This window comes from Pantoea sp. EKM21T (assembly GCF_011800405.1).
In the GTDB taxonomy this organism is placed as follows: Bacteria; Pseudomonadota; Gammaproteobacteria; order Enterobacterales; family Enterobacteriaceae; genus Pantoea; species Pantoea agglomerans.
Map to the genome: position 1 here is coordinate 348,402 of NZ_JAALFV010000003.1, position 20,404 is coordinate 368,805.

The window sequence follows — 20,404 nt, forward strand, 5'->3', positions numbered from 1 at the left end:
CCTCTTAGCTGCATAGTCGTGTCTGCCCAGCGGCAGACGAGTTCCGGGGCTCACTATGCGAGAGGAAACTGACGGTAACATCCTCCACCGCAATGCATTCCGCTGGGGGAGGAGGCGGGAGGAGGAGAAACGCAGGCTGACGCCGCGGCCCGCACGCTGCCGCACTTTTTTGTGATCGCTCACGCAGACCCGCAGGAATTTTTGCCGCGTAAGCGCCCGCTTAAAGGGCTTTTTGCCAGCGCGATCACAGCGGCAGGCCGAGGGGCGTAGAGCAGAGGAGGATGAGAAGCCCTGGCGGATAAGCACAATGATGCCGGTAAAGCATTCACCACTTCCGCTAACAGGATGGATTTATGACGATGAAAACCGGAGCAAGAATTCTGGCCCTTTCTGCCCTCTCTGCCGTGCTCTTTTCGGCCAGCGCGATGGCAAAAATTGAGGAAGGTAAACTGGTCATCTGGATCAACGGTGACAAGGGCTACAACGGCCTTGCCGAAGTGGGTAAGAAATTTGAGCAGGAGACCGGCATCAAAGTTACGGTCGAACATCCTGACAAAATGGAAGAGAAGTATCCGCAGGTCGCGGCGACCGGCGATGGCCCGGATATTATCTTCTGGGCACATGACCGTTTCGGCGGCTATGCGCAATCCGGCCTGCTGGCTGAGATCACGCCGGATGCCAGCTTCCGCGAGAAGATTTTCCCGTTCACCTGGGACGCGGTGCGCTTTGACGGCAAGCTGATTGGCTATCCGATCTCCGTTGAGTCGCTGTCACTGATCTACAACAAAAAGCTGCTGCCGACCCCGCCAAAAACCTGGGAAGAGATCGCCGGTCTCGACAAGCAACTGCGCGCCAAAGGCAAAAGCGCCATCATGTTTAACCTGCAGGAGCCCTACTTCACCTGGCCGCTGCTGGCCGCAGGCGGTGCTTACGCCTTTAAGCTCACCGACGGACATTATGACGTGAAGGATGTCGGCGTCGATAACGCCGGTGCTAAAGCGGGCATGCAGTTCCTGGTCGATCAGGTTAAAGCCAAAACCCTGAATGCGGACACCGATTATTCGATTGCTGAGGCCGCCTTTAACAAGGGCGAAACCGCCATGACCATTAATGGTCCGTGGGCGTGGGGCAACCTCGACAAAAGCGGCATCGACTATGGCGTCACCGAATTGCCAACCCTGAACGGTAAACCGTCGAAGGCTTTTGTCGGCGTGCTGAGTGCCGGGATCAACGCCGCCAGTCCTAACAAAGAGCTGGCAAAAGAGTTCCTGGAGAATTATCTGCTGACTGACACCGGTCTGGATGCGGTCAACAAAGATAAGCCGCTGGGTGCTGTGGCGCTGAAATCTTTCCAGCAGACGCTGGAAAAAGATTCGCGTATTGCCGCCACCATGAACAACGCCCGTCAGGGTGACATCATGCCGAATATCCCGCAGATGGCGGCATTCTGGTATGCGATGCGCACCGCTACCCTGAACGCGCTGGGCGGTCGTCAGAGCGTCGACGCCGCACTGAAAGATGCTCAGGCCCGTCTGAAGAAGTAATTCTCCCCTTGCAGCCGGGGCAACCCGGCTTGAGTGACCGTTAAGGAAAACCGCATCATGTCAGGAAAACCGAAAACGCGCAGTGTGCTGTTGAAAAGCGTTCTCATCGGGATCTGCTGTCTGCTGGTCGGCTATCTGCTGGTGCTGATGTACGCGCAGGGCGAATATCTGTTTGCGTTGCTGACGCTGATCCTCAGTGCGACCGGACTGTGGATTTTTGCTAACCGTCGCGCCTATGCGTGGCGTTATGTCTATCCCGGCGTGGCGGGAATGGCGCTGTTTGTGCTGTTCCCTCTCGCCTGCACGATTGCCATTGCCTTTACCAACTACAGCAGCAGCAACCAGCTCACCTTTGAACGGGCGCAGCAGGTTTTGCTGGGCCGCACCTTCCAGTCGGGTGAAGCAGTCAGTTTTTCTCTGTTCCCGGCCGGCGATCGCTGGCAGCTGGTGCTGAATGATGGCAAAGACTATGTTTCGCCGCCGTTTCAGTTTGGCGCTGAACAGATACTGAAAATGGCCCCTGCCGCACCACCGTCAGGTGAACGGGCAAACTTCAGAGCGATCACGACCCATCGTCAGGCTCTGAGCCAGATCCGGGCGGAAATGCCGGATGGTCGTCAGTTACGGATGAGTTCGCTGCGCCAGTTCTCCGGCACCCAGCCGCTCTATCGGGTGGGTGCGCAGGATGAGCTGATCAATCAGCAGAGCAACGCGCGCTATCGCGCTAATCCGCAGACCGGTTTCTATCAGGCGATTAACGCCGACGGCAGTTGGGCGAACGAAACCCTGAGTCCCGGCTTTACCGTGAATACCGGCTGGAAAAACTTCGTGCGGGTGTTTACTGACGAAGGGATTCAGAAGCCGTTCCTGGCGATATTTGGCTGGACGCTACTCTTCTCGCTGATCACGGTGGTGCTGACCGTCGCGGTGGGGATGGTGCTGGCGTGTCTGGTGCAGTGGGAGGCGTTGCGCGGCAAAGCGGTCTATCGGGTAATGCTGATTCTGCCCTATGCCGTGCCGGCGTTTATCTCGATCCTGATTTTCAAGGGGTTGTTCAACCAGAGCTTTGGTGAAATCAACGTGATGCTCAGCGCGCTGTTTGGCGTGAAGCCGGCCTGGTTCAGCGACCCGACGCTGGCGCGCACCATGCTGATTATCGTCAATACCTGGCTCGGCTACCCGTACATGATGATCCTCTGCATGGGCCTGCTGAAGGCGATTCCGGACGATCTCTATGAAGCCTCGGCGATGGATGGTGCAGGACCGCTGCAGAACTTCTTCCTGATTACCTTGCCGCTGCTGCTGAAACCACTGATGCCGCTGATGATCGCCAGCTTTGCCTTTAACTTTAATAACTTTGTGCTGGTGCAGTTACTCACCAACGGCGGGCCGGATCGCCTCGGCACCACCACGCCAGCCGGTTACACCGATTTGCTGGTGAACTACACCTGGCGTATCGCCTTTGAAGGCGGCGGCGGGCAGGACTTTGGGCTGGCCGCCGCTATCGCCACGCTGATCTTCCTGCTGGTGGGTGCGCTGGCGGTGATTAACCTGAAAGCCTCGCGGATGAAATTCGACTAAGCGCCTGGCCCGACAGGCGTCATGGTTGCAGGCAGTCCGGACGCGAAGAGCGTGGAACAACCGGAACCTGGGAGGTGAGGATTGTGAGCACTGCCCGGGGTCAGACTGACAAATAAAATAGCCTGAGGGACCAGGCTCAGAGGAGTTGTTATGGCTATGGTACAACCGAAATCGCAACGGCTGCGTCTGTTCACCACGCATCTGCTGCTGCTGTTATTTATCGCGGCGATTCTCTTTCCCCTGCTGATGGTGATTGCGATTTCGCTGCGTGCCGGGAACTTCGCCACCGGCAGCCTGATCCCGGAGCAGATCTCGTGGGAGCACTGGCGTCTGGCGCTGGGTTTCAGCGTGGAACATGCGGATGGCCGGGTGACACCGCCGCCCTTCCCGGTGCTGCTCTGGTTATGGAACTCGATCAAGATTGCGGCAATCAGTGCGCTGGGCATCGTGGCGCTCTCTACTACCTGCGCCTATGCCTTTGCCCGTATGCGCTTTACCGGCCGTGCCAGCCTGCTGAAAGGAATGCTGATATTCCAGATGTTCCCGGCGGTGCTGTCGCTGGTGGCGCTCTATGCCCTGTTTGATCGTCTCGGTCAGTATCTGCCCTTTATCGGGCTGAATACCCACGGTGGGGTGATCTTCGCCTATCTGGGCGGTATCGCGCTGCATGTCTGGACCATCAAAGGCTATTTCGAAACTATCGACGGGTCACTGGAAGAGGCGGCCGCGCTGGATGGCGCAACGCCGTGGCAGGCGTTCCGGCTGGTGCTGCTGCCGCTGTCGGTGCCGATTCTGGCGGTGGTGTTTATTCTGGCGTTTATCGCCGCGGTGACTGAAGTGCCGGTCGCCTCGCTGCTGCTGCGCGATGTGAACAGCTACACCCTGGCGGTCGGGATGCAGCAGTACCTCAATCCGCAGAACTATCTGTGGGGCGATTTCGCCGCTGCGGCGGTGCTCTCCGCGATTCCGATCACCCTGGTTTTCCTGCTGGCGCAGCGCTGGCTGGTGAGCGGTTTAACCGCGGGCGGGGTGAAAGGCTAAAACGATCATCATTGTACGTTGCCACTACTTACACAACGCCTGTTGTGGTTGAAGGATTCGGCGGCCTGCGGGCCGCCTTTTTTATGCTAATCCGATTCCGACGCACGGCTGCCTGCCACCAGCGCCACGACCATGGCAGTGATCGCCTGCTCTCCTTCCCGTTTGCTGACATCGCCGCGTGCCACCGCACCTGCGATGGCATCCGCGCCCCCCAGCAAGCCCCACATGCCTGCTTCCGGAATACCGCTGCTGCCTGCCAGAGGGACAAACCAGCGCTGACAGCGGGCGATAAAGTCGAGCTGATAGTGGCGTTTGACGGCAGCCAGTTCCGGTGAGGTGCTGAGCGCTGACAGCAACTCCGGAATCTCACGCCCTTCCGTCATCACACAATCCACATAACAGGCCGCAAGCACTTCCGCTTTTTGTTGCATCACCATCGGCGCGGCATTCATCGCCGCTTCCATCTTTTCGGTCTGGCGGCGATCAAAATCGTCATACAATGCCGCCAGCAATCCATGACGGGTGGTGAAGTGGTCATAAACCACCGGTTTACTGACCCCCGCCGCGTCGCCGACTCTGGCCAGCGTCAGTGCCTCGCTGCCTTCGGTTTGCATTATCTGCCACGCGACGTCTGACAACTGCCTGCGTCGTGCTTCGCGTGACAGACGCTTACGGGGTGTTTTTTCAACGGTCATGCTTTTCCTGATGGGCGAACAGACGCTGGCCCAGTTGATGCGCCAGCTGATAGTGTGACTCAGGATAACCTTCATCGCCGCTAAGCAACAGTTCACTGGTCACCACCGGCGCACCGCAATAGTCAAAGATGCCGTGATCAATCTGATTCCGCATGCTGGCGAAATAGCCGCGCCGCAGAAAGGTTCGGGTGTCAGCCGCGCCAATCGCAACCAGATGCACGGGAAGATGGCCGAGGCGTTTTACGATATGGCCATCCTGCTCATCAAAGGCCCAGCCCGCGATGAAGACGCGGTCTATCCAGCCTTTAAGCTGTGCCGGAAATGACCACCAGTAGACCGGATAGACCAGCACCAGCGAATCGGCACGATCCAGCCGCTGCTGTTCTGCCAGCACATCGGGCGGCGTCGGTGCCAGACCGTTGAAATGTCTGTGATCGCTGAGCGTAAAACGTGGATCAAACCCTTCTGCCGCCAGATCGGCCTTTTCAGCCGTATGGTGGCCTGTCGCGATAATGCCCTGCGCCAGCTGGTCCGCCACGCGATGGGTGTGAGCGTCCTGATTGGGATGGGAAGTCACTATTAATGCATTCATCGTCGTCACCTTACCTGATTAGCCATTAAGCTACTAAAGGTAAGTTACTATTGGTAGGTTAGCAAGCGGCGACCGTTGATCGATTCGCTGACCGCACTTACTGTTTAAACGCAGAAGTCGCCAGCAAGGCCTGCTCCAGCAGAGGGTGATCGAACGTAAAGGGAAAGTGCGCCAGGCTGGCGGAGGGGAAATGGATCTGCTGCGCAATCTCTCTTACCCTGTCCGCGTTAATCGCCGCAGGCAGCGTCAGGGGAGAGTGGAAACGGCGCAGCAGCGCCAGCAGTTCAGGCTCCACCTGCTTACCCTGCTGTTCAATCCAGGATTGTACCAGCAAGCTAAAGCCGACCTTTTCACCATGCAGCCAGTTATGCAGCTCTGGCTGGTGAGTCAGGCGATCGTGGATGATATGGGCAAAACCGGGGGTTGCCATCGCATCCTGAATACTGTTAGCCAGCCCCGCCAGCACAATGTTGGCTTCAATCACTTTCTCCAGCGCCGGGGTGACCTGCTGCCTGATGTTATCGGCCACTGCCGTGTCTCCCCAGCGTTTCAGCACCGTCACCGCCTGCCAGGCGGCTGCGACTTTAAGATCCAGCGCCAGCTGGTGCGGCGTCTGTCGCTGATAAGGCTCAAATTCAAACCATTTGGCCAGCGCATCCACGATCCCGGCCCGCAGATAGCGTACCTCGCTGCGGGCGATAACCTCGCTGTCCACCAGAATCCGCTCCGGCATGGCATTAAGCGGCTGGCTGCGCAGATGGCCGCCGCGCTCATCATAGATAATCGCCAGCGGAGACCAGGCGGCACAGGTGGCGGCCAGCGTGGCGAAGTTAACCAGCCGGATATCCGGCAGCGCGTCGTTGACCGCTTTGGCGCAGTCCAGCACCCGCCCGCCGCCGACGGCCAGAATCAGGGTAGCGCCGTGCGTCTGCACCTGCTGTTGCAGGGCAGCAATCGCCGCATCGGTACACTCACCGGTCAGGGTGTCGAGCTGCCAGCGGATCCCCGCCCGTTCCAGACTTATGCTCATGTCAGGATTCACCGCCTGCCAGGCCCGCGGCGAGGTGAGGATGTGAATATGCGAGGCAAGCGGCCGGATAATTTCTCCCACCCCGGCCCGCAGCCCTGGCCGTTGCAGATAGCCTTTCGGCGACATCACGCGAAACATGGTTGCTCCTTATCGACGATAAGCCAGCGAGCGTACCAGCCGGTCGCCGAGTTTCTGAATCAGCATCACAAGCGCCAGCAGCACCACAATGGTGGCCGCCATGATTTGGTTATCAAAGCGCTGATAACCGTAGCGAATCGCCAGATCGCCCAGCCCGCCACCGCCAACCACACCCGCCATCGCCGAGAAGCCAATCAACATCACAATCGTCAGGGTAACGCCCGCCACCAGCGCGGGAAGCGCTTCCGGCAGCAGCACACGGCTGACGATATGCCACAGGGTACCGCCCATTGATACCACCGCTTCTATACGGCCGCGGTCGACCTCATCCAGCGCGTTCTCCACGATGCGGGCGAAAAAGGGAAATGCCCCCAGCGTAATCGGCACAATAGCGGCAGTGCTGCCCAGCGTGGTGCCGACCAGCAGACGGGTAAAGGGGATCAGCGCAATCAGCAGCACCACAAATGGCAAGGCGCGTCCGGTATTTACCAGCGTATTCAGCAGCAGTGAAATCGCGCGATTGGGCAGAATGCCTTTTGGCCGGGTCAAAAATAGCAGCACGCCTACCGGCAGCCCTATCGCGACCGTGAAAAGGGCCGCCAGCAACACCATATACAGTGTTTCGCCAGTGGCGTTCAGCAGCAGTTCCTGAAACCGCTCACTACTCATGCTACGCATCGGGTTAACGCCTCGTGCTGATATTTTTCGATAAACGCCCGGTCTGCTTCGCCATCCTTCAGCAGCATTTTGCGCAGGCGTCCCTCTTCACGTCCCATGATCTGGCTCAGGCTGCCGCTCTCAACCAGCTGGCCATTCTCAAGCAGCGCCGCCCCGTCACAAATCCGCTTCACCACCGCCATTTCATGGGTGATCAATACAATGGTGATATTGAGCTGCTGCTGAATATCGGCCAGCAGATCGAGAATCGAAGTGGTGGTTTCGGGATCCAGCGCGCTGGTCGCCTCATCGCACAGCAGATAACGGGGTCGGGCGGCCAGCGCGCGGGCGATGCCGACGCGCTGTTTCTGTCCACCGGAGAGCTGCGACGGCCAGGCCGCCGCAAAGGAGGCCAGCCCCACCAGTTTCAGCAGCGATGCGACCCGCTCGCGGCGTTCAGCCGCAGGCACACCGGCAATCTCCAGCGCCAGATCGACGTTGTCCTGCACGTTGCGCGAATGCAGCAGATTGAAGTGCTGGAAGATCATCCCCATCTGCTGTCGCTGCTGACGCAGTTGCGCCAGGCTCATCGCAGCGAGATCCTGCCCGTCAATTTCAATCAGGCCGCTGGTGGGACTCTCCAGCCGATTGAGGCAGCGCAATAATGTACTTTTTCCCGCTCCGCTCCGACCGAGGATGCCAAAGATGGTCCCTTCTTCGATGGTGAGTGAGATGTCGTCTAACGCTGGCGCAGATGCGCCAGGATACTGTTTGCTGAGATGACTGAGTTTAATCATGCTGCTGGTCCGCAACCGGAATCACTGAGCCCTGATAATTTTTACGGATAAACTCCGCTACCTGCGGCGAGCGCAGATCTTTCGCCAGCTGTAACACGCGGGGATCTTTCGCCAGTTCTGGCGTCGTTACCAGCAGGTTGGCGTAGGGATTATGTGCTGCAGACTCCAGTCCCAGCGCATCTTTCGCCGGGGTCAGACCTGCTTCCAGCGCGTAGTTGCCGTTGATAATTGCGGCATCCACATCATCCAGCGAGCGTGGCAGCTGCGGCGACTCAATCTCAACGATTTTAATTTTCTTCGGGTTATCACTGATATCTTTCGGCGTCACCAGCGTCGAACCCGTTTCACCCTGCGCGTTGAGTTTGATCACCCCTTTGTCCTGCAACAGCCAGAGTGCGCGGCTCAGGTTAGTGGTATTGTTCGGTACCGCAATGCTGGCCCCTTCAGGTAGCGCCGCTAAACTTTTCACTTTCCGCGAATAGATACCCAGCGGCTCGATGTGAACACTGGCGGCCACGGCAAAGGTTTTCCCCAGCGCCTTCTCCTGATCTTTCAGGTAAGGCAGATGCTGGAAGTAGTTGGCATCTACATCCCCGGCGGCCAGCAGCTCATTGGCATTCACGCCCCCGCTCAGCTCAACAATTTTGAGATCCAGTTTCGGATCCAGAGTTTTGACATACTCCAGGATTTCAGCATGGGGCAGCGGATCGGCCGCTACGCGCAGCGGCGCGGCCTGTAAACTCTGGGCAATCAGCAGTGAAAGACCGGCCAGGGCCAGAAAGCGCTTTTTAATCATCATCATTTATCCCTTATCGTTATCAGTGGGTATTGTGTTCGGGGTAGAAACGCTGGGCAACTTCCGGATGCGAACGCAGCCGGCCTTTAAGGTAGTTCCAGCCCACTTCGCGCAGCAGCGGATTAAGCGGATCGCTGCTCGGTCCCTGTGCCAGTTCAGCCAGCTGAGGAGGCAGTTGATAGATCGGCACCACGGCGTCGAGTTGTGCGCCCAGGAAAAAGGCGATGGATAAGCGTTCGCTGCTCTGCGGTGGCGACACCACACGATGCACCGTCGCGCGCAGATAACCGTTGGTCGCCAGCTCCAGCAGCTCGCCAATGTTCACCACAAACGCGCCCGGCAGTGGTGAGGCATCGATCCAGTTGTCCGGCGTCACTTCCACCTGTAAGCCCGGCTGATCGTCCTGCAGTAACATCGTCAGGAAGCCTGAATCTTTGTGCGCGCCAACACCCTGGCGTGATTCGCCCTCCGTGCGGCCCGGATAACGGATCAGTTTGATATGTTCGTTGGGATAGTCGCCATAGAGGTTATCGAAGGCGTTGCGCGGCAGATTCAGTGCCCCGGCAAAGGCGCGCAGCAGCTCCAGCGCCACCGCTGTCATCTGCTGCTGCCAGCGGGTGACCACCGTTTGCAGTTCAGGTAAAGCTTCAGGCCACTGATTCGGCCCCTGCATCCGTTGCCAGGTGGGTGAATCGGCGGTAACGGGCAGCGCTTCCCGTTCCGCACCAATATCAAACTGCTCGCGATAGTCAGGCTGGCTGCGGGTTATTTCAACCCCCGCCAGGTTATAGCCGCGAAAATGCGGCGAGTTCGCCATCGCCACTGCGGATTTATCCGCCTGTGGCAGGGCAAAAAATTTCCGCGCGACGTGCTGAACCTCATCTAATAATTCACGGTCGATGCCGTGATTGATTAAATAGAAGAAACCGACATCACGCGCGGCCTGGCTTAATTTTTCCAGGACCTGTTGCTGCTGCTGTTGATTACCTGACAATAATGCGAAATCAATTACCGGCAATTCTGCTGTGGTTAACGCGCTCATGATTGACACTCTGTTGGCATGGAATCGCTTTACACTGCCATTTCATTTATGCGTTAACTACCAACTAATCCTGCTATGTATATGCGACTGATGGGAATATCCCACCACGCCGCGGGCTTTAAACCCGCAGATTACTCTGCGCTCCACGCCACGAATGCCGGCGGTAACCATGCCGTAATCTCAGGCAAAGGCTGTTGATAAAGCGCAATCTCGACAAAACAGGTCTGCGCACTGCACCCCTGGCCGAGTCGTGAACTGCCGCTATCCTGGGTCAGCACATTGGGATTGCCGTGTTTATCCAGCGGCTGGCCCTCCTGCTGATCGAGCGGGTCATACCAGGCGCCGGTCGACATCTGTACGACACCCGGCAGGATATCCTGCGTCAGATGCACACCCGCCAGCAGCGCGCCGCGTCCGTTAAAGACTTTTACGATGCTGTTCTCCTCAATGCCGCGCGCAGCAGCATCTTCAGGATGCATCCAGAGTGGCTCACGCCCGGCAATTTTGGTGGCCCGGCTGACCCGTCCATGATCGTACTGACTATGCAACCGGGTCCGTGGCTGGCTGGAGAGCAGATGCAACGGCCACTGCTGCTTTTCCTGCTGTTGCGCCTGGTATTCCGGCGCATACCAGCAGGCAAATCCGGGCGCTTCGTCATACCCGAAATCGGCCACCTGCTGAGAAAAAAGCTCGATTTTCCCCGACGGCGTGCTGAGCGGGGCTGACTCCGGGTTATCGCGAAACGCTTTTAGCAGGATCTGCGGCGTCTCTGGCGCGGGATACTCCACCACTCCCTGTGACCAGAACGCCTCAAAGGGCGGCAGTTCGATGCCCTGCGCTGCCGCGCGTGGCAGGGAATCTTCATAGAGTGACTGAAGCCACTGGCGCTCATCCCGTCCCTGCGTAAAGGCGTCAGCAAAACCGAGCCGCTGCGACAGAGCGGCAAAAATTGCGTAATCCGATTTTGCAGCTGCAAACGGCGGCAGATGCTGCGGCATGGCGATGATAAAACCGTCGTTGCTGGCGCTGCCAATATCTTCACGCTCCAGCGACGTGGTCGCAGGCAGCACGATGTCGGCAAATTTTGCCTGCGCCGTCCAGAACTGCTCATGCACAATTACAGTGTCCGGCCGCTGCCAGGCGCGTATCAGCTTGTTGATATCCTGATGATGATGAAAGACATTGCCGCCCGCCCAGTAGACCAGCCGGATGTCGGGATAGACCCGCTGTTGCCCATCAAACTCATAGTGCCCTCCGGGATTGAGCAACATGTCGGCGATGCGTGCCACCGGAATCGTCTCCTGAACCGGATTATGACCGGCGGGCAGACGAGGCCCGGAAAACTGTCGCCGGGCGGCACCGGCCAGATTGGTTGAGGCGTAACCAAAGCCCAGCCCGCCGCCGGGCGTGCCGATCTGACCCAGCAGAGCGCTAGTCGCAACGGTGGCCCAGAAAGCCTGCTCGCCCTGCCGCGCCCGCTGCACTGACCACGCAATATTCACCATCGTTTTATGCGCCGCCATCTGCCGTGCCAACGCACGGATTTCCGCGGCCGCCAGCCCGGTCAGCGGAGCGGCCCATTCTGGCGTTTTAGCTATCCCGTCGCGTTCACCCAGCAGGTAGGCGGCATAGTGGTCAAAGCCCACCGTGTAACGTTTTGTGAATGACGCATCGTAAAGAGATTCAGTAATTAACACCTGCCCGATTGCCAGTAACAGCGCCGTATCGGAGCCGGGCTGTATCGCCAGCCACTCCGCATCCGCCACCCCAGCGAGATCGTTTCTGACCGGACTGATGTTGATAAACCGGGTGCCATTCTGCCGTAGCGTGGTTAACCAATGAGAAAGCGCATGGTCATTAGCCCCGCCGCCATTGACCTGCGCATTGCGCAGCGGCAAACCCCCGATAGCCACAAACAGTTCGCAATGCTCTGCCAGAACCGGCCAATGGGTATGGTGACGTTGTAACTCATCGAGGTTGCCGATGATGTGCGGCAGCGTGCGTTCACCGGCCGCAATGCTGTAGGTGTTGGTGCTGGCGATATAGCCGCCATAGTGGTTAAAGAAACGATGAAGCTGGCTCTGGGCATGATGGAAACGTCCGGCACTCGACCAGCCGTAAGAGCCGGCGTAGATCGCCTGATTGCCGTGCTCTGTTTTGACACGCCCCAGCTCCTCCGCCACCAGTTGCAACGCAACATCCCAGCTCACTTCCACAAACGGCTCTTTGCCGCGCCCGTTGCGGGATGCGCTTCTGTTCTGGAGATAACCGAGCCTGACGGCCGGATTTTTGACCCGGGTTTCGCTTTGCACCGCGCCCGGTAACGACTGCCCGATCGCAGAGGGATTACGGTCCCACGCCACCGGCCTGACCGACGTCAGCGTGTCCCCTTCGGTGGTGACGTGATACGTGCCCCAGTGCATAACAGCTAAATCATTCTTTTTCATGGCTCACTCGCGTCGGATACGGCGCGAGAGACGCGTACCCAGGGTTTGCAGTAGCTGGACAATGACAATCAGCACCAGCGCAGTCGAAATCGTGGCAAAGGCATCAAAGCGCTGATAGCCGTAAGTGATGGCGAGGTCGCCAATGCCGCCGCCGCCCACCGTGCCCGCCATCGCCGTCGCACCCAGCAGGCCGATAGTGGCGGTGGTCAGGGCTAACACCAGCGACGAGGCGGCTTCCGGTATCATGAAATACCAGATGGTCTGCAGCGTGGTGGCACCCATCGCATTGGCTGACTCCAGAATGCCCTCATCCACCTCCAGCAGGGCATTCTCCACCAGCCGCGAAATATAGGGCGCAATAAATATCACCAGTGGCACAATGGCCCCCGCCGTACCGATGGTGGTGTTCACCAGCAGGCGCGTCAGCGGCAGAATAGTGATCAGCAGAATAATAAACGGCAGTGAACGGATGATATTCACGATCGGGTTCAGCAACTGATGTACCAGTCGATTCGGCTGTATCCCACCCGGACGACAGATCACCAGCACAATGCCAAGCGGCAGGCCCAGCAGCGAACCAAAGCCCAGCGACAGCGCCACCATAATCAGCGTGTCCTGCATCGCCGTCAGGAACTGATCGCCGGTAACGGCAGTTTCAAAGAGTTCTGACATCACTGATTTTCACTCCGGTCGCGATGAGAAACTGGATGGCCGCCTCGCGTCTTGCGGGCTCGCCTTTGATCTGCACAATCATGAAACCCAGAATGGTACGCTGTACTTCCGTCATGCTGGCGAACAGGATATTCACTTCAACCTCATGTTCACGGATCAGGCGATTGATGATCGGCTGTTGTGCCGTGCTGCCGACAAACTCCAGCCGCAACACGTCGACAGCCGGATGCTGGCTTAACAGCGCAAGGGTCTGCTGTGGCAGACGATCGTGGATGACGGACTGCACAAAGCTGGCGCTCACCGACTGTTGCGGTTCAGCAAACAGCGACAGGACATCGCCCTGTTCAACGATACGGCCCTGCTCCATCACCGCCATCCGGTTGCAGATCTTCTGCACCACCGACATCTCATGGGTGATCAGGACAATGGTGATGCCGTAACGCTGATTAATCTCCTGTAACAGCAGCAGAATCTGTACCGTGGTCTGGGGATCCAGCGCGGAGGTCGCCTCATCACACAACAGAATCGCGGGATTGGTTGCCAGCGCGCGGGCAATTCCGACGCGCTGTTTTTGACCGCCGGAGAGTTCATCCGGATAGCTGTGGGCTTTGTCGCTGAGGTTAACAAACGCCAGCAGCTCCGCCACGCGGGTGGCGATAAAATCTTTATCCCGGCCCTGTAAAATCAGTGGGATGGCGACGTTGTGAAACACCGTTCTGGCATTGAGCAGATTGAAGTGCTGGAAGATCATGCCAATCTGCTTTTTGACCTGAATTAAGCGCTTTTTGCTGATCCCTTGTAACGCTTCACCCTGCACCTCAACCGAGCCGGTTGTGGGGGTCTCCAGGTGATTAATCAGGCGCAGCAGCGTACTTTTTCCGGCTCCACTGGTGCCGATGACGCCAAAGATGTCACCCTGGTTGATGCGCAGATTAATCTCCTTCAGCGCCTGCACTTCTGCACCGTTACGCGCAAACGTTTTGCTGACATGGCGAAACGCAATGGCTACCTGACTCATTTGAAATAATCTGGCAGCAGATAGCCCGCATACTGCGCATTACCGGTGATATAGCTTTTAAATTCTGCTGAGTGGTAGCCGGCAATAATGTCACGGGCAAACTGAGCCTGCTTATTTTTACCGGCTACCGTCACCACGTTAATAAACTGGCTGGTTGCTGCTTCCAGTTTCAGTGCCGAATTGAGTTTCATGCCACTGGATACCGCGAAGTTGCCCTGAATGACACCATAGTCAACGTCGGGGAGTGCACGCACCTGCTGGGCGTTATCCATCTCTTTAAGCACGATTTTGTAGGGGTTTTCCGTGATATTTTTCTGCGAAAAAGTGGCAGCATCGCTATCGGGGCTGATTTTGAGCCAGCCGATGCTCTGGAGTAACAGCGCCGCCCGATACTCATTTGAGGGCTGATTGGGCACAGAGACCGTGCTGCCCGGCGCGGGTTGAGTCAGCGTTTTCACGCGCCCAGAGTAGAGCCCCATTGGCGGGGTCGGCACCTGCACAATCCCAACGTTATCAATGCCAAGCCGGTCATTAACCGACTTAAGATAGACAGGATGCTGCATGATATTGGCGTCAATCGTCCCGCGATGAACAGCATCATTAACCTGAATTCCATCACTGAAATCTTTATACTCCAGAGTATACCCCTGCCTGATTAATAAGGGCGCGACGCCTTTTTCAAATTGCTCTTTATAAGGCCCTGGATTAAATCCAATCCGTATTTTCTTCTGGTCGGCTGCCTGAGCGGCAGAAATAAAAAGGCTGGCGGTGGTCAGCGCCAGAATAATTCCCCGGGATGTGATCTGCATTGTTTGGCCTGATTCATTATTGTGAGAGCGATCGATTTAATCACAGCCATCGCGGAGAGGAACAGGCAAAACCCAGCCCCGACTTTGGCTTATTTATGCTAACGATAGTCACATGCTGGATATTCGAATCCTTGCAAAGAACAGCGTTATTTCTGCTAAAGATTTTAATGTCAGCTGTGTCATTCTTCCTCGCTTAACACTGTTTATTGCGGGAGAGATATGGCGGAGTTTGCAGCTTCAGAGATGGTCGCAGGGCTCGAAGAGAACCTCTTCAGCATGCTGGAAAAGCAGGCAGCACAACTGGATGATGCGCTGTTACCGCTGATCGATCTCTCTTCCGGCAGTCCACGTCAGCCAACGCCGCCCGCGGTAATCGCTTCATTACAGGCTGCGGCAGCGAAACCGGAGAACCATGAGTATCCCTCGTTCTGGGGCAAACCCGCGCTGCGCCGTGCTATCGCAGCCTTTTACCAGCGTCACTACGGCGTCACGCTCGATCCTGAAACTGAAGTGGCGCTGTTCCAGGGCGCGCACATTGGCGTCAACGGTTTTCCCCGCGCCCTGCTTAATCCGGGTCAGGTGTTGATCTCTACCGATCCCTGCTATCCGCTCTACCGCTCAGCGGCCCGTCAGGCAGGTGCCGATTTTTATGGCATTCCGCTGGAGGCGCGCAATGCTTTCCTGCCCGATTTCACCCTGGTGCCGGACGAGATCGCGGCGCGTGCCGGTCTGCTGCTGCTCAATTATCCCCATAATCCCACTGGCGCACTGGCGACAGCCGCGCTGTTCGCCGACGCGCTGGCCTTCGCCCGCCAGCATCATGTTCCGCTGATTCATGACTTCGCCTATGCCACGCTGGGCAATGAGTCGGGCGAACAGCCGCTGAGTCTGCTGGCACAGCCCGATGGCAAAGCCTGGGGCGTGGAAATCTACACGCTGTCAAAAAGCGCACTCATGGCAGGCTGGCGGGTGGGATTTGCGGTGGGAAACGCCTCGATGATTGCAGCATTTAAAAAACTTCATACTCATAGCTACAGCACGGTGTATGGCGCGGTGCAGGATGCCGCCATCACCGCGTTGTCGCTGCCCGCTGAACAACTCAGCTTGCTGGCAGAGCATTACCATCAGCGCCGCAGAGTGATTTTAGCCAGGCTGGCAGCAATGCACTGGCCGGTACGCGCCCGTCAGGGCACCTTTTTCCTCTGGCTGGCAGCGCCAGCTGGTTTCACCGGGGAGCAATTCGCCGCCCTGCTACTGGCCCAGTGTCATCTGCTGGTGGCACCGGGTAACGGGTTTGGCGCAGCGGGTCGTGATTATATTCGCATCAGCCTGACAACCGGGACGGAGCAATTACTGCAGGCGCTGGATCGCATCGACGAACTGAAACTGTTTAAGTAGCGCATCAGCACCGGGAAAACCAGTTCCAGATATAACCAGAGCACCAGCCGCAAGTTATTACCAAATGTTCAGACCCGTAAGCAGGCGTGAATAAGTTCACTATGCTGGGTTTGTCAGTAAATGCAGTTATTTCGGCTGAAAACTTGCAAAAACTTACAATCGTAGTCTAGAGTTTACCGGCTGCGGTTTCTGCCGCTTCACTTAAAACTTATTCGGCTTCTTATAGCTTTCATTTCCACGGTTTCTTCTGAACATTGTTTGCGGCTGCGAAAGCTATAAGACTCCTTCATTGATGCACCTGAGGAGAATATGGACACCAGAAACTCATCGTCTGAACACCCAAAGAAACATTTCTGGAACAGGAAGCCAAAAGAGCTGACTGTTGACGACATTACCGTAATAGACAACGACATGCTGAAGCGTGCAGTTGGCGCAGCTGCGTTAGGTAATGCGATGGAATGGTTCGACTTTGGCGTATACAGCTATCTCGCCGTGATCATCGGCAAAGTCTTCTTCCCGGATGCCAACAACGCGGTGCAGCTAATCGCCACCTTTGGTACGTTTGCCGCGGCCTTCCTGGTCCGTCCGATTGGCGGCCTGGTATTTGGCCCGCTGGGTGACCGCATCGGACGGCAGAAAGTGCTGGCGATGACGATGATCATGATGTCGATTGGTACGTTCTGTATCGGTCTGATCCCGGCTTACTCTTCAATAGGCATCATGGCACCGATTCTGCTGCTGGTGGCACGTCTGATCCAGGGCTTCTCAACCGGTGGTGAATATGGCGGCGCAGCGACCTTTATCGCGGAGTACTCTACCGATAAACGCCGGGGCTTTATGGGTAGCTTCCTGGAATTCGGCACCATCGGCGGTTACCTGCTGGGTGCCAGCCTGGTCACGGTGATGACCACCGTGATGTCGAATGAGGCGATGATGTCCTGGGGCTGGCGCGTGCCGTTCTTTATCGCCGCGCCGCTGGGCCTGTTTGGTCTCTATGTGCGACTGAAGCTGGAAGAGACTCCGGCTTTCCAGCAGCACATGGAAAAACAGGAAGCACTGGAGCAAAGCAAGCCGCGTCTTACGCTGATGCAGATGCTGAGCAAATACCGCGCACCGATGATGAAATGTATCGGTCTGGTGCTGCTGTTTAACGTCTCTAACTACATGCTGACCTCGTACATGCCGAGCTATCTGACCGGCGTGCTGGGTCTGCCAGAGTTAAGTGGCCTGCTGCTGGTGATGGTGGCGATGTTCGTGATGATGCCGCTGACGCTGCTGTGGGGTCGCTGGACTGACCGCATCGGTCGTCGTCCGGTGATTGCCTTTGGTGCGGTGGGTCTGATCCTGCTCGCCATCCCGAGCTTTATGCTGATCGGGTCCGGTAATATGTGGGCGGTATTTGGCGGCCTGATGATTCTGGGTGTACTGCACACCTGCTTCAGCGGCACTATGCCTTCGACGCTGCCTGCGCTGTTTACTACCGATATCCGTTACAGTGCGCTGGCCATCGGCTTCAACCTGTCGGTATCGCTGTTTGGGGGTACGACACCGCTGATTACCGCGTGGCTGGTGGATACCACTAAAAACAATATGATGCCGGCTTACTACATGATGGGCGCGGGCGTGATTGGCCTGCTCACCATTCTGACGGTACGTGAAACAGCCCGTCAACCGCTGACCGGTTCATCCCCTGCGGTAGCGACCAAAGCGGAAGCGCATCGCCTGATCGACAAGCTGCGCAAGCGGCACAAGCCATCAGCGACCACTGCGAAATAACTGTTCTGACACCCTGCTCTGCAGGGTGTTTTTTTATCTGCCATCCGATCTGTTTACCCAGCTGATTTAACTGCCCTGAAACGCGCCACTTTCGCCCGATTGCCACACAGCGCCATGCTGCACCAGCGACGGCGATGCGCTTTGGTGCGATCGTAAAACCACAGTGTGCAGGCGGGATGTTCACAGCCACGGACTCTGCTGAAGTCCTCCTGCGCCAGCAACATCGCGGTCTGTTCCGCAACCTGTCCCAGCCGCTGCATCACACTCTGGCCCGCATAGACCCGCCTGATTTTTAAGGCACCCGGCTCCCCGGTCATTTGCAGATGGCTGGTCGCTTCACCCAGCCAGGCGTTCAGCGCCTGAATATCAACGCCCTCTCCCGCTTTGTGCTGCTGCACGTTATCACGAATGATCTGACGTAAGTGACGCGCTGCTTCCAACAGCGCACCCGGTTCATGCTGCGGAGCCGGGGCGTCTGGTGCCAGTCCGGCCTGGTGTAGCCAGGCTTCAACATCCTGATCGGTTTGCCAGAAGTCGTGCGGCTGGCCTTCCACGATGGCCAGGGTATTGATGAAATCCAGCGCCGGATGATCGGCCAGAAACCACGGTCCCTGGGCGGTGTGTGATTGCGTTTCCGCCATGATATTGCCTCCCTTGTTAACTCTGCTGATGCCACTGTAACCGACAAAGGATTATTTGAATAGTTACACCGCCCTTATTGTAACCGTTATAAATTGATTTGACAGGTTACATTCTGGCTGCATAATGACTCTTAGTAACCCCATAAATACCACTTAACCAGTTACAGGAGTTCAGCATGCGTGATCAATCCATTTCGTATCGTTACCAGCAGGCCGATGGCGTCAATATTTTCTATCGCGAAGCGGGCGATCCTTCCCTGCCGGTACTGCTGCTGTTGCATGGCTTTCCCACCTCTTCACATCAGTTCCGCAATCTGATCCCGCTTCTGGCCGATAAATTTCATCTCATCGCACCCGATATGCCGGGCTTTGGCTTCACTGAAGTGCCTGCTGAGCGCAACTATTCCTGGACCTTCGACGCGCTGGGCCAGACGCTGACCGCCTTTGTCGATGCACTGGGGCTGGAACGTTATGCGATGTATGTTTTCGACTATGGCGCACCTGCCGGTCTGCGACTGGCACTGGCTTACCCCGATCGCGTCAGCGGACTGATATCACAAAACGGTAACGCCTATCTGGAGGGATTAGGAGAGGCCTGGGCGCCGGTCCGCGCCTACTGGGACGATCCCAGCGAAGCAAATGGTCAGGTGATCCGTGACGCCATCCTGACGCTGGAAGGGGTGAAGTGGCAGTATCTGCATGGGGTGAGCGATCCGCAGCAGATCGCCCCGGAAACCTATACCCTGGATACCCTGCTGATGGAGCGCCCCGGTAACAAAGATATTCAGCAGGCCCTGTTTCTCAATTACGCCAGTAACCTGAAACGTTATCCGGAATTTCAGGCGTTCTTTCGCCAGCAGCAGGTGCCAACGCTGGTGATCTGGGGCAAGCACGATCCGTTCTTTATTCCACCGGGCGCAGTGGCCTGGCAGCGGGATAATCCACAGGCGGTGGTCGAGATGCTGGATAGCGGCCACTTCGCGCTGGAGACACACACGCATCACATTGCGTCGCGCATCCGCGAGATGTTCAGTGGCGACTGACCCGCTGCGCAGAGGCAGGCTGTTCAGCGCTGCCTCTGCAAGCGTGCAGGTCACTCATTGCTAAAGCGGCCAACGGTGCTGGCCGCGCCCAGCGCATGGCCTTTCAGCTGTGCCACCAGCTCTGCCTGGGTTAACCCCGCTTTCAACTGACCCACCGGCAAATCGGTGGCGATCAGCACAAAGTTATAGTGATGCAGCCCACTGCCTGCAGGCGGACAAGGGCCATAATAGTGCAGCGTCCCTGGGGTATTTTTTCCGCCGGTGTAGTCCTTGCCCTTTGTCAGAGCCCCCTGCGCAAATGACGAGCGGCTGGCGGGAATGTTATAGGCCACCATGTGGGTAACGCCGAGCCCTTTGGCCCCGACCGGATCGGTCATCAGAAGAGCCAGACTGCGGGTGCCCGCCGGAATCGCAGACCAGTTCAATTCGGGAGAGATATTCTCACCGGTACAGGAAGGATTACTTTTATTGGCACCGGCAAACTTTTTATCCAGTAGCGCATTATCGCTGAAGTCTTGTGATTGCAGCGTAAATACCGACGCTGCCAGCGTGGTCATTGGCAAAACGGCCAGCACCGTCGCGCAGAGTAATTTTTTCACCAGCCACTCCTTATCAGATTACTCAAGAGATTATGTTCCGTATGGATTGCGTCACTGCCTGATTACTATAACGGCTTTAACGCGATTG

Annotated in this window: 19 protein-coding genes; 6 read left to right on the forward strand and 13 right to left on the reverse strand. The window is 57.2% G+C overall.

The features are described 5' to 3' along the window. Positions 1-353: 353 nt before the first annotated feature. From malE to malG, 3 genes are all read left to right on the forward strand, one after another. Positions 354-1,544: a maltose/maltodextrin ABC transporter substrate-binding protein MalE gene (gene malE, locus HFD87_RS07905; RefSeq protein ID WP_167423207.1), complete on the forward strand. Its 1,191-nt coding sequence runs from the start codon at positions 354-356 to the stop codon at positions 1,542-1,544. 57 nt (positions 1,545-1,601) lie between these two features. Further along, complete coding sequence (malF, locus tag HFD87_RS07910; RefSeq protein WP_060679068.1) at positions 1,602-3,125, forward strand: maltose ABC transporter permease MalF; 1,524 nt, start codon at positions 1,602-1,604, stop codon at positions 3,123-3,125. 150 nt (positions 3,126-3,275) lie between these two features. Then, positions 3,276-4,166 (forward strand): maltose ABC transporter permease MalG, encoded by an 891-nt coding sequence (gene malG / locus HFD87_RS07915; protein ID WP_010247369.1) that lies wholly within the window; start codon positions 3,276-3,278, stop codon positions 4,164-4,166. Positions 4,167-4,252: 86 nt separating this feature from the next. Here the strand turns inward: malG and HFD87_RS07920 are convergent, their stop codons facing one another. The 11 genes from HFD87_RS07920 to HFD87_RS07970 form a co-directional block, all read right to left on the reverse strand. Further along, on the reverse strand, positions 4,253-4,861 hold the full coding sequence (locus tag HFD87_RS07920; protein WP_022624730.1) for a TetR/AcrR family transcriptional regulator: 609 nt from the start codon (positions 4,859-4,861) through the stop codon (positions 4,253-4,255). Then, positions 4,851-5,453, reverse strand: a complete 603-nt coding sequence (locus tag HFD87_RS07925) for an NAD(P)H-dependent oxidoreductase (RefSeq protein ID WP_167423208.1) — start codon at positions 5,451-5,453, stop codon at positions 4,851-4,853. The genes HFD87_RS07920 and HFD87_RS07925 overlap by 11 nt, the downstream gene beginning before the upstream one ends. 97 nt (positions 5,454-5,550) lie before the next feature. Beyond that, positions 5,551-6,621: an iron-containing alcohol dehydrogenase family protein gene (locus HFD87_RS07930; RefSeq protein WP_167423209.1), complete on the reverse strand. Its 1,071-nt coding sequence runs from the start codon at positions 6,619-6,621 to the stop codon at positions 5,551-5,553. A gap of 9 nt (positions 6,622-6,630) precedes the next feature. Next, the gene (locus HFD87_RS07935) at positions 6,631-7,299 is read right to left on the reverse strand and encodes a methionine ABC transporter permease (protein ID WP_022624728.1); all 669 of its coding nucleotides are present in this window, start codon (positions 7,297-7,299) and stop codon (positions 6,631-6,633) included. Beyond that, positions 7,287-8,075 carry a methionine ABC transporter ATP-binding protein gene (locus HFD87_RS07940; protein WP_050498567.1) on the reverse strand — a complete coding sequence of 263 codons (789 nt, stop codon included), beginning with the start codon at positions 8,073-8,075 and terminating at the stop codon, positions 7,287-7,289. The genes HFD87_RS07935 and HFD87_RS07940 overlap by 13 nt, the downstream gene beginning before the upstream one ends. Continuing rightward, positions 8,068-8,871, reverse strand: coding sequence for a MetQ/NlpA family ABC transporter substrate-binding protein (locus HFD87_RS07945; RefSeq protein ID WP_010247386.1), 804 nt, complete (start codon positions 8,869-8,871; stop codon positions 8,068-8,070). The genes HFD87_RS07940 and HFD87_RS07945 overlap by 8 nt, the downstream gene beginning before the upstream one ends. A gap of 22 nt (positions 8,872-8,893) precedes the next feature. Then, on the reverse strand, positions 8,894-9,913 hold the full coding sequence (locus HFD87_RS07950; RefSeq protein ID WP_010670745.1) for an isopenicillin N synthase family oxygenase: 1,020 nt from the start codon (positions 9,911-9,913) through the stop codon (positions 8,894-8,896). A gap of 131 nt (positions 9,914-10,044) precedes the next feature. Then, a complete protein-coding gene (locus tag HFD87_RS07955; RefSeq protein WP_167423210.1) occupies positions 10,045-12,360 on the reverse strand; it encodes a molybdopterin-dependent oxidoreductase in 2,316 nt (771 codons plus the stop codon). A gap of 3 nt (positions 12,361-12,363) precedes the next feature. Next, positions 12,364-13,032 (reverse strand): methionine ABC transporter permease, encoded by a 669-nt coding sequence (locus tag HFD87_RS07960; protein ID WP_010670743.1) that lies wholly within the window; start codon positions 13,030-13,032, stop codon positions 12,364-12,366. Further along, on the reverse strand, positions 13,016-14,050 hold the full coding sequence (locus HFD87_RS07965; protein ID WP_010670742.1) for a methionine ABC transporter ATP-binding protein: 1,035 nt from the start codon (positions 14,048-14,050) through the stop codon (positions 13,016-13,018). The genes HFD87_RS07960 and HFD87_RS07965 overlap by 17 nt, the downstream gene beginning before the upstream one ends. Beyond that, positions 14,047-14,859 carry a MetQ/NlpA family ABC transporter substrate-binding protein gene (locus HFD87_RS07970; protein WP_010247400.1) on the reverse strand — a complete coding sequence of 271 codons (813 nt, stop codon included), beginning with the start codon at positions 14,857-14,859 and terminating at the stop codon, positions 14,047-14,049. The genes HFD87_RS07965 and HFD87_RS07970 overlap by 4 nt, the downstream gene beginning before the upstream one ends. Before the next feature lie 219 nt (positions 14,860-15,078). Between HFD87_RS07970 and HFD87_RS07975 the strand changes: the two genes are divergently transcribed. Beyond that, a complete protein-coding gene (locus tag HFD87_RS07975) occupies positions 15,079-16,257 on the forward strand; it encodes an aminotransferase class I/II-fold pyridoxal phosphate-dependent enzyme (RefSeq protein ID WP_167423211.1) in 1,179 nt (392 codons plus the stop codon). Positions 16,258-16,566: 309 nt separating this feature from the next. After that, on the forward strand, positions 16,567-18,033 hold the full coding sequence (gene proP, locus HFD87_RS07980; protein ID WP_010670739.1) for a glycine betaine/L-proline transporter ProP: 1,467 nt from the start codon (positions 16,567-16,569) through the stop codon (positions 18,031-18,033). A 53-nt stretch (positions 18,034-18,086) separates the two neighbouring features. On the opposite strand, the gene HFD87_RS07985 is transcribed toward proP, so the two are convergent. Then, the gene (locus HFD87_RS07985; protein WP_010670738.1) at positions 18,087-18,674 is read right to left on the reverse strand and encodes an ABATE domain-containing protein; all 588 of its coding nucleotides are present in this window, start codon (positions 18,672-18,674) and stop codon (positions 18,087-18,089) included. Between the two features lie 176 nt (positions 18,675-18,850). Here HFD87_RS07985 and HFD87_RS07990 point away from each other — a divergent pair, with 176 nt between their 5' ends. Further along, positions 18,851-19,717: an alpha/beta fold hydrolase gene (locus HFD87_RS07990; protein ID WP_010247407.1), complete on the forward strand. Its 867-nt coding sequence runs from the start codon at positions 18,851-18,853 to the stop codon at positions 19,715-19,717. Between the two features lie 50 nt (positions 19,718-19,767). Here HFD87_RS07990 and HFD87_RS07995 read toward each other — a convergent pair whose 3' ends face one another. Further along, positions 19,768-20,316 carry a YbhB/YbcL family Raf kinase inhibitor-like protein gene (locus HFD87_RS07995; protein ID WP_010247409.1) on the reverse strand — a complete coding sequence of 183 codons (549 nt, stop codon included), beginning with the start codon at positions 20,314-20,316 and terminating at the stop codon, positions 19,768-19,770. Positions 20,317-20,404: the final 88 nt, after the last annotated feature.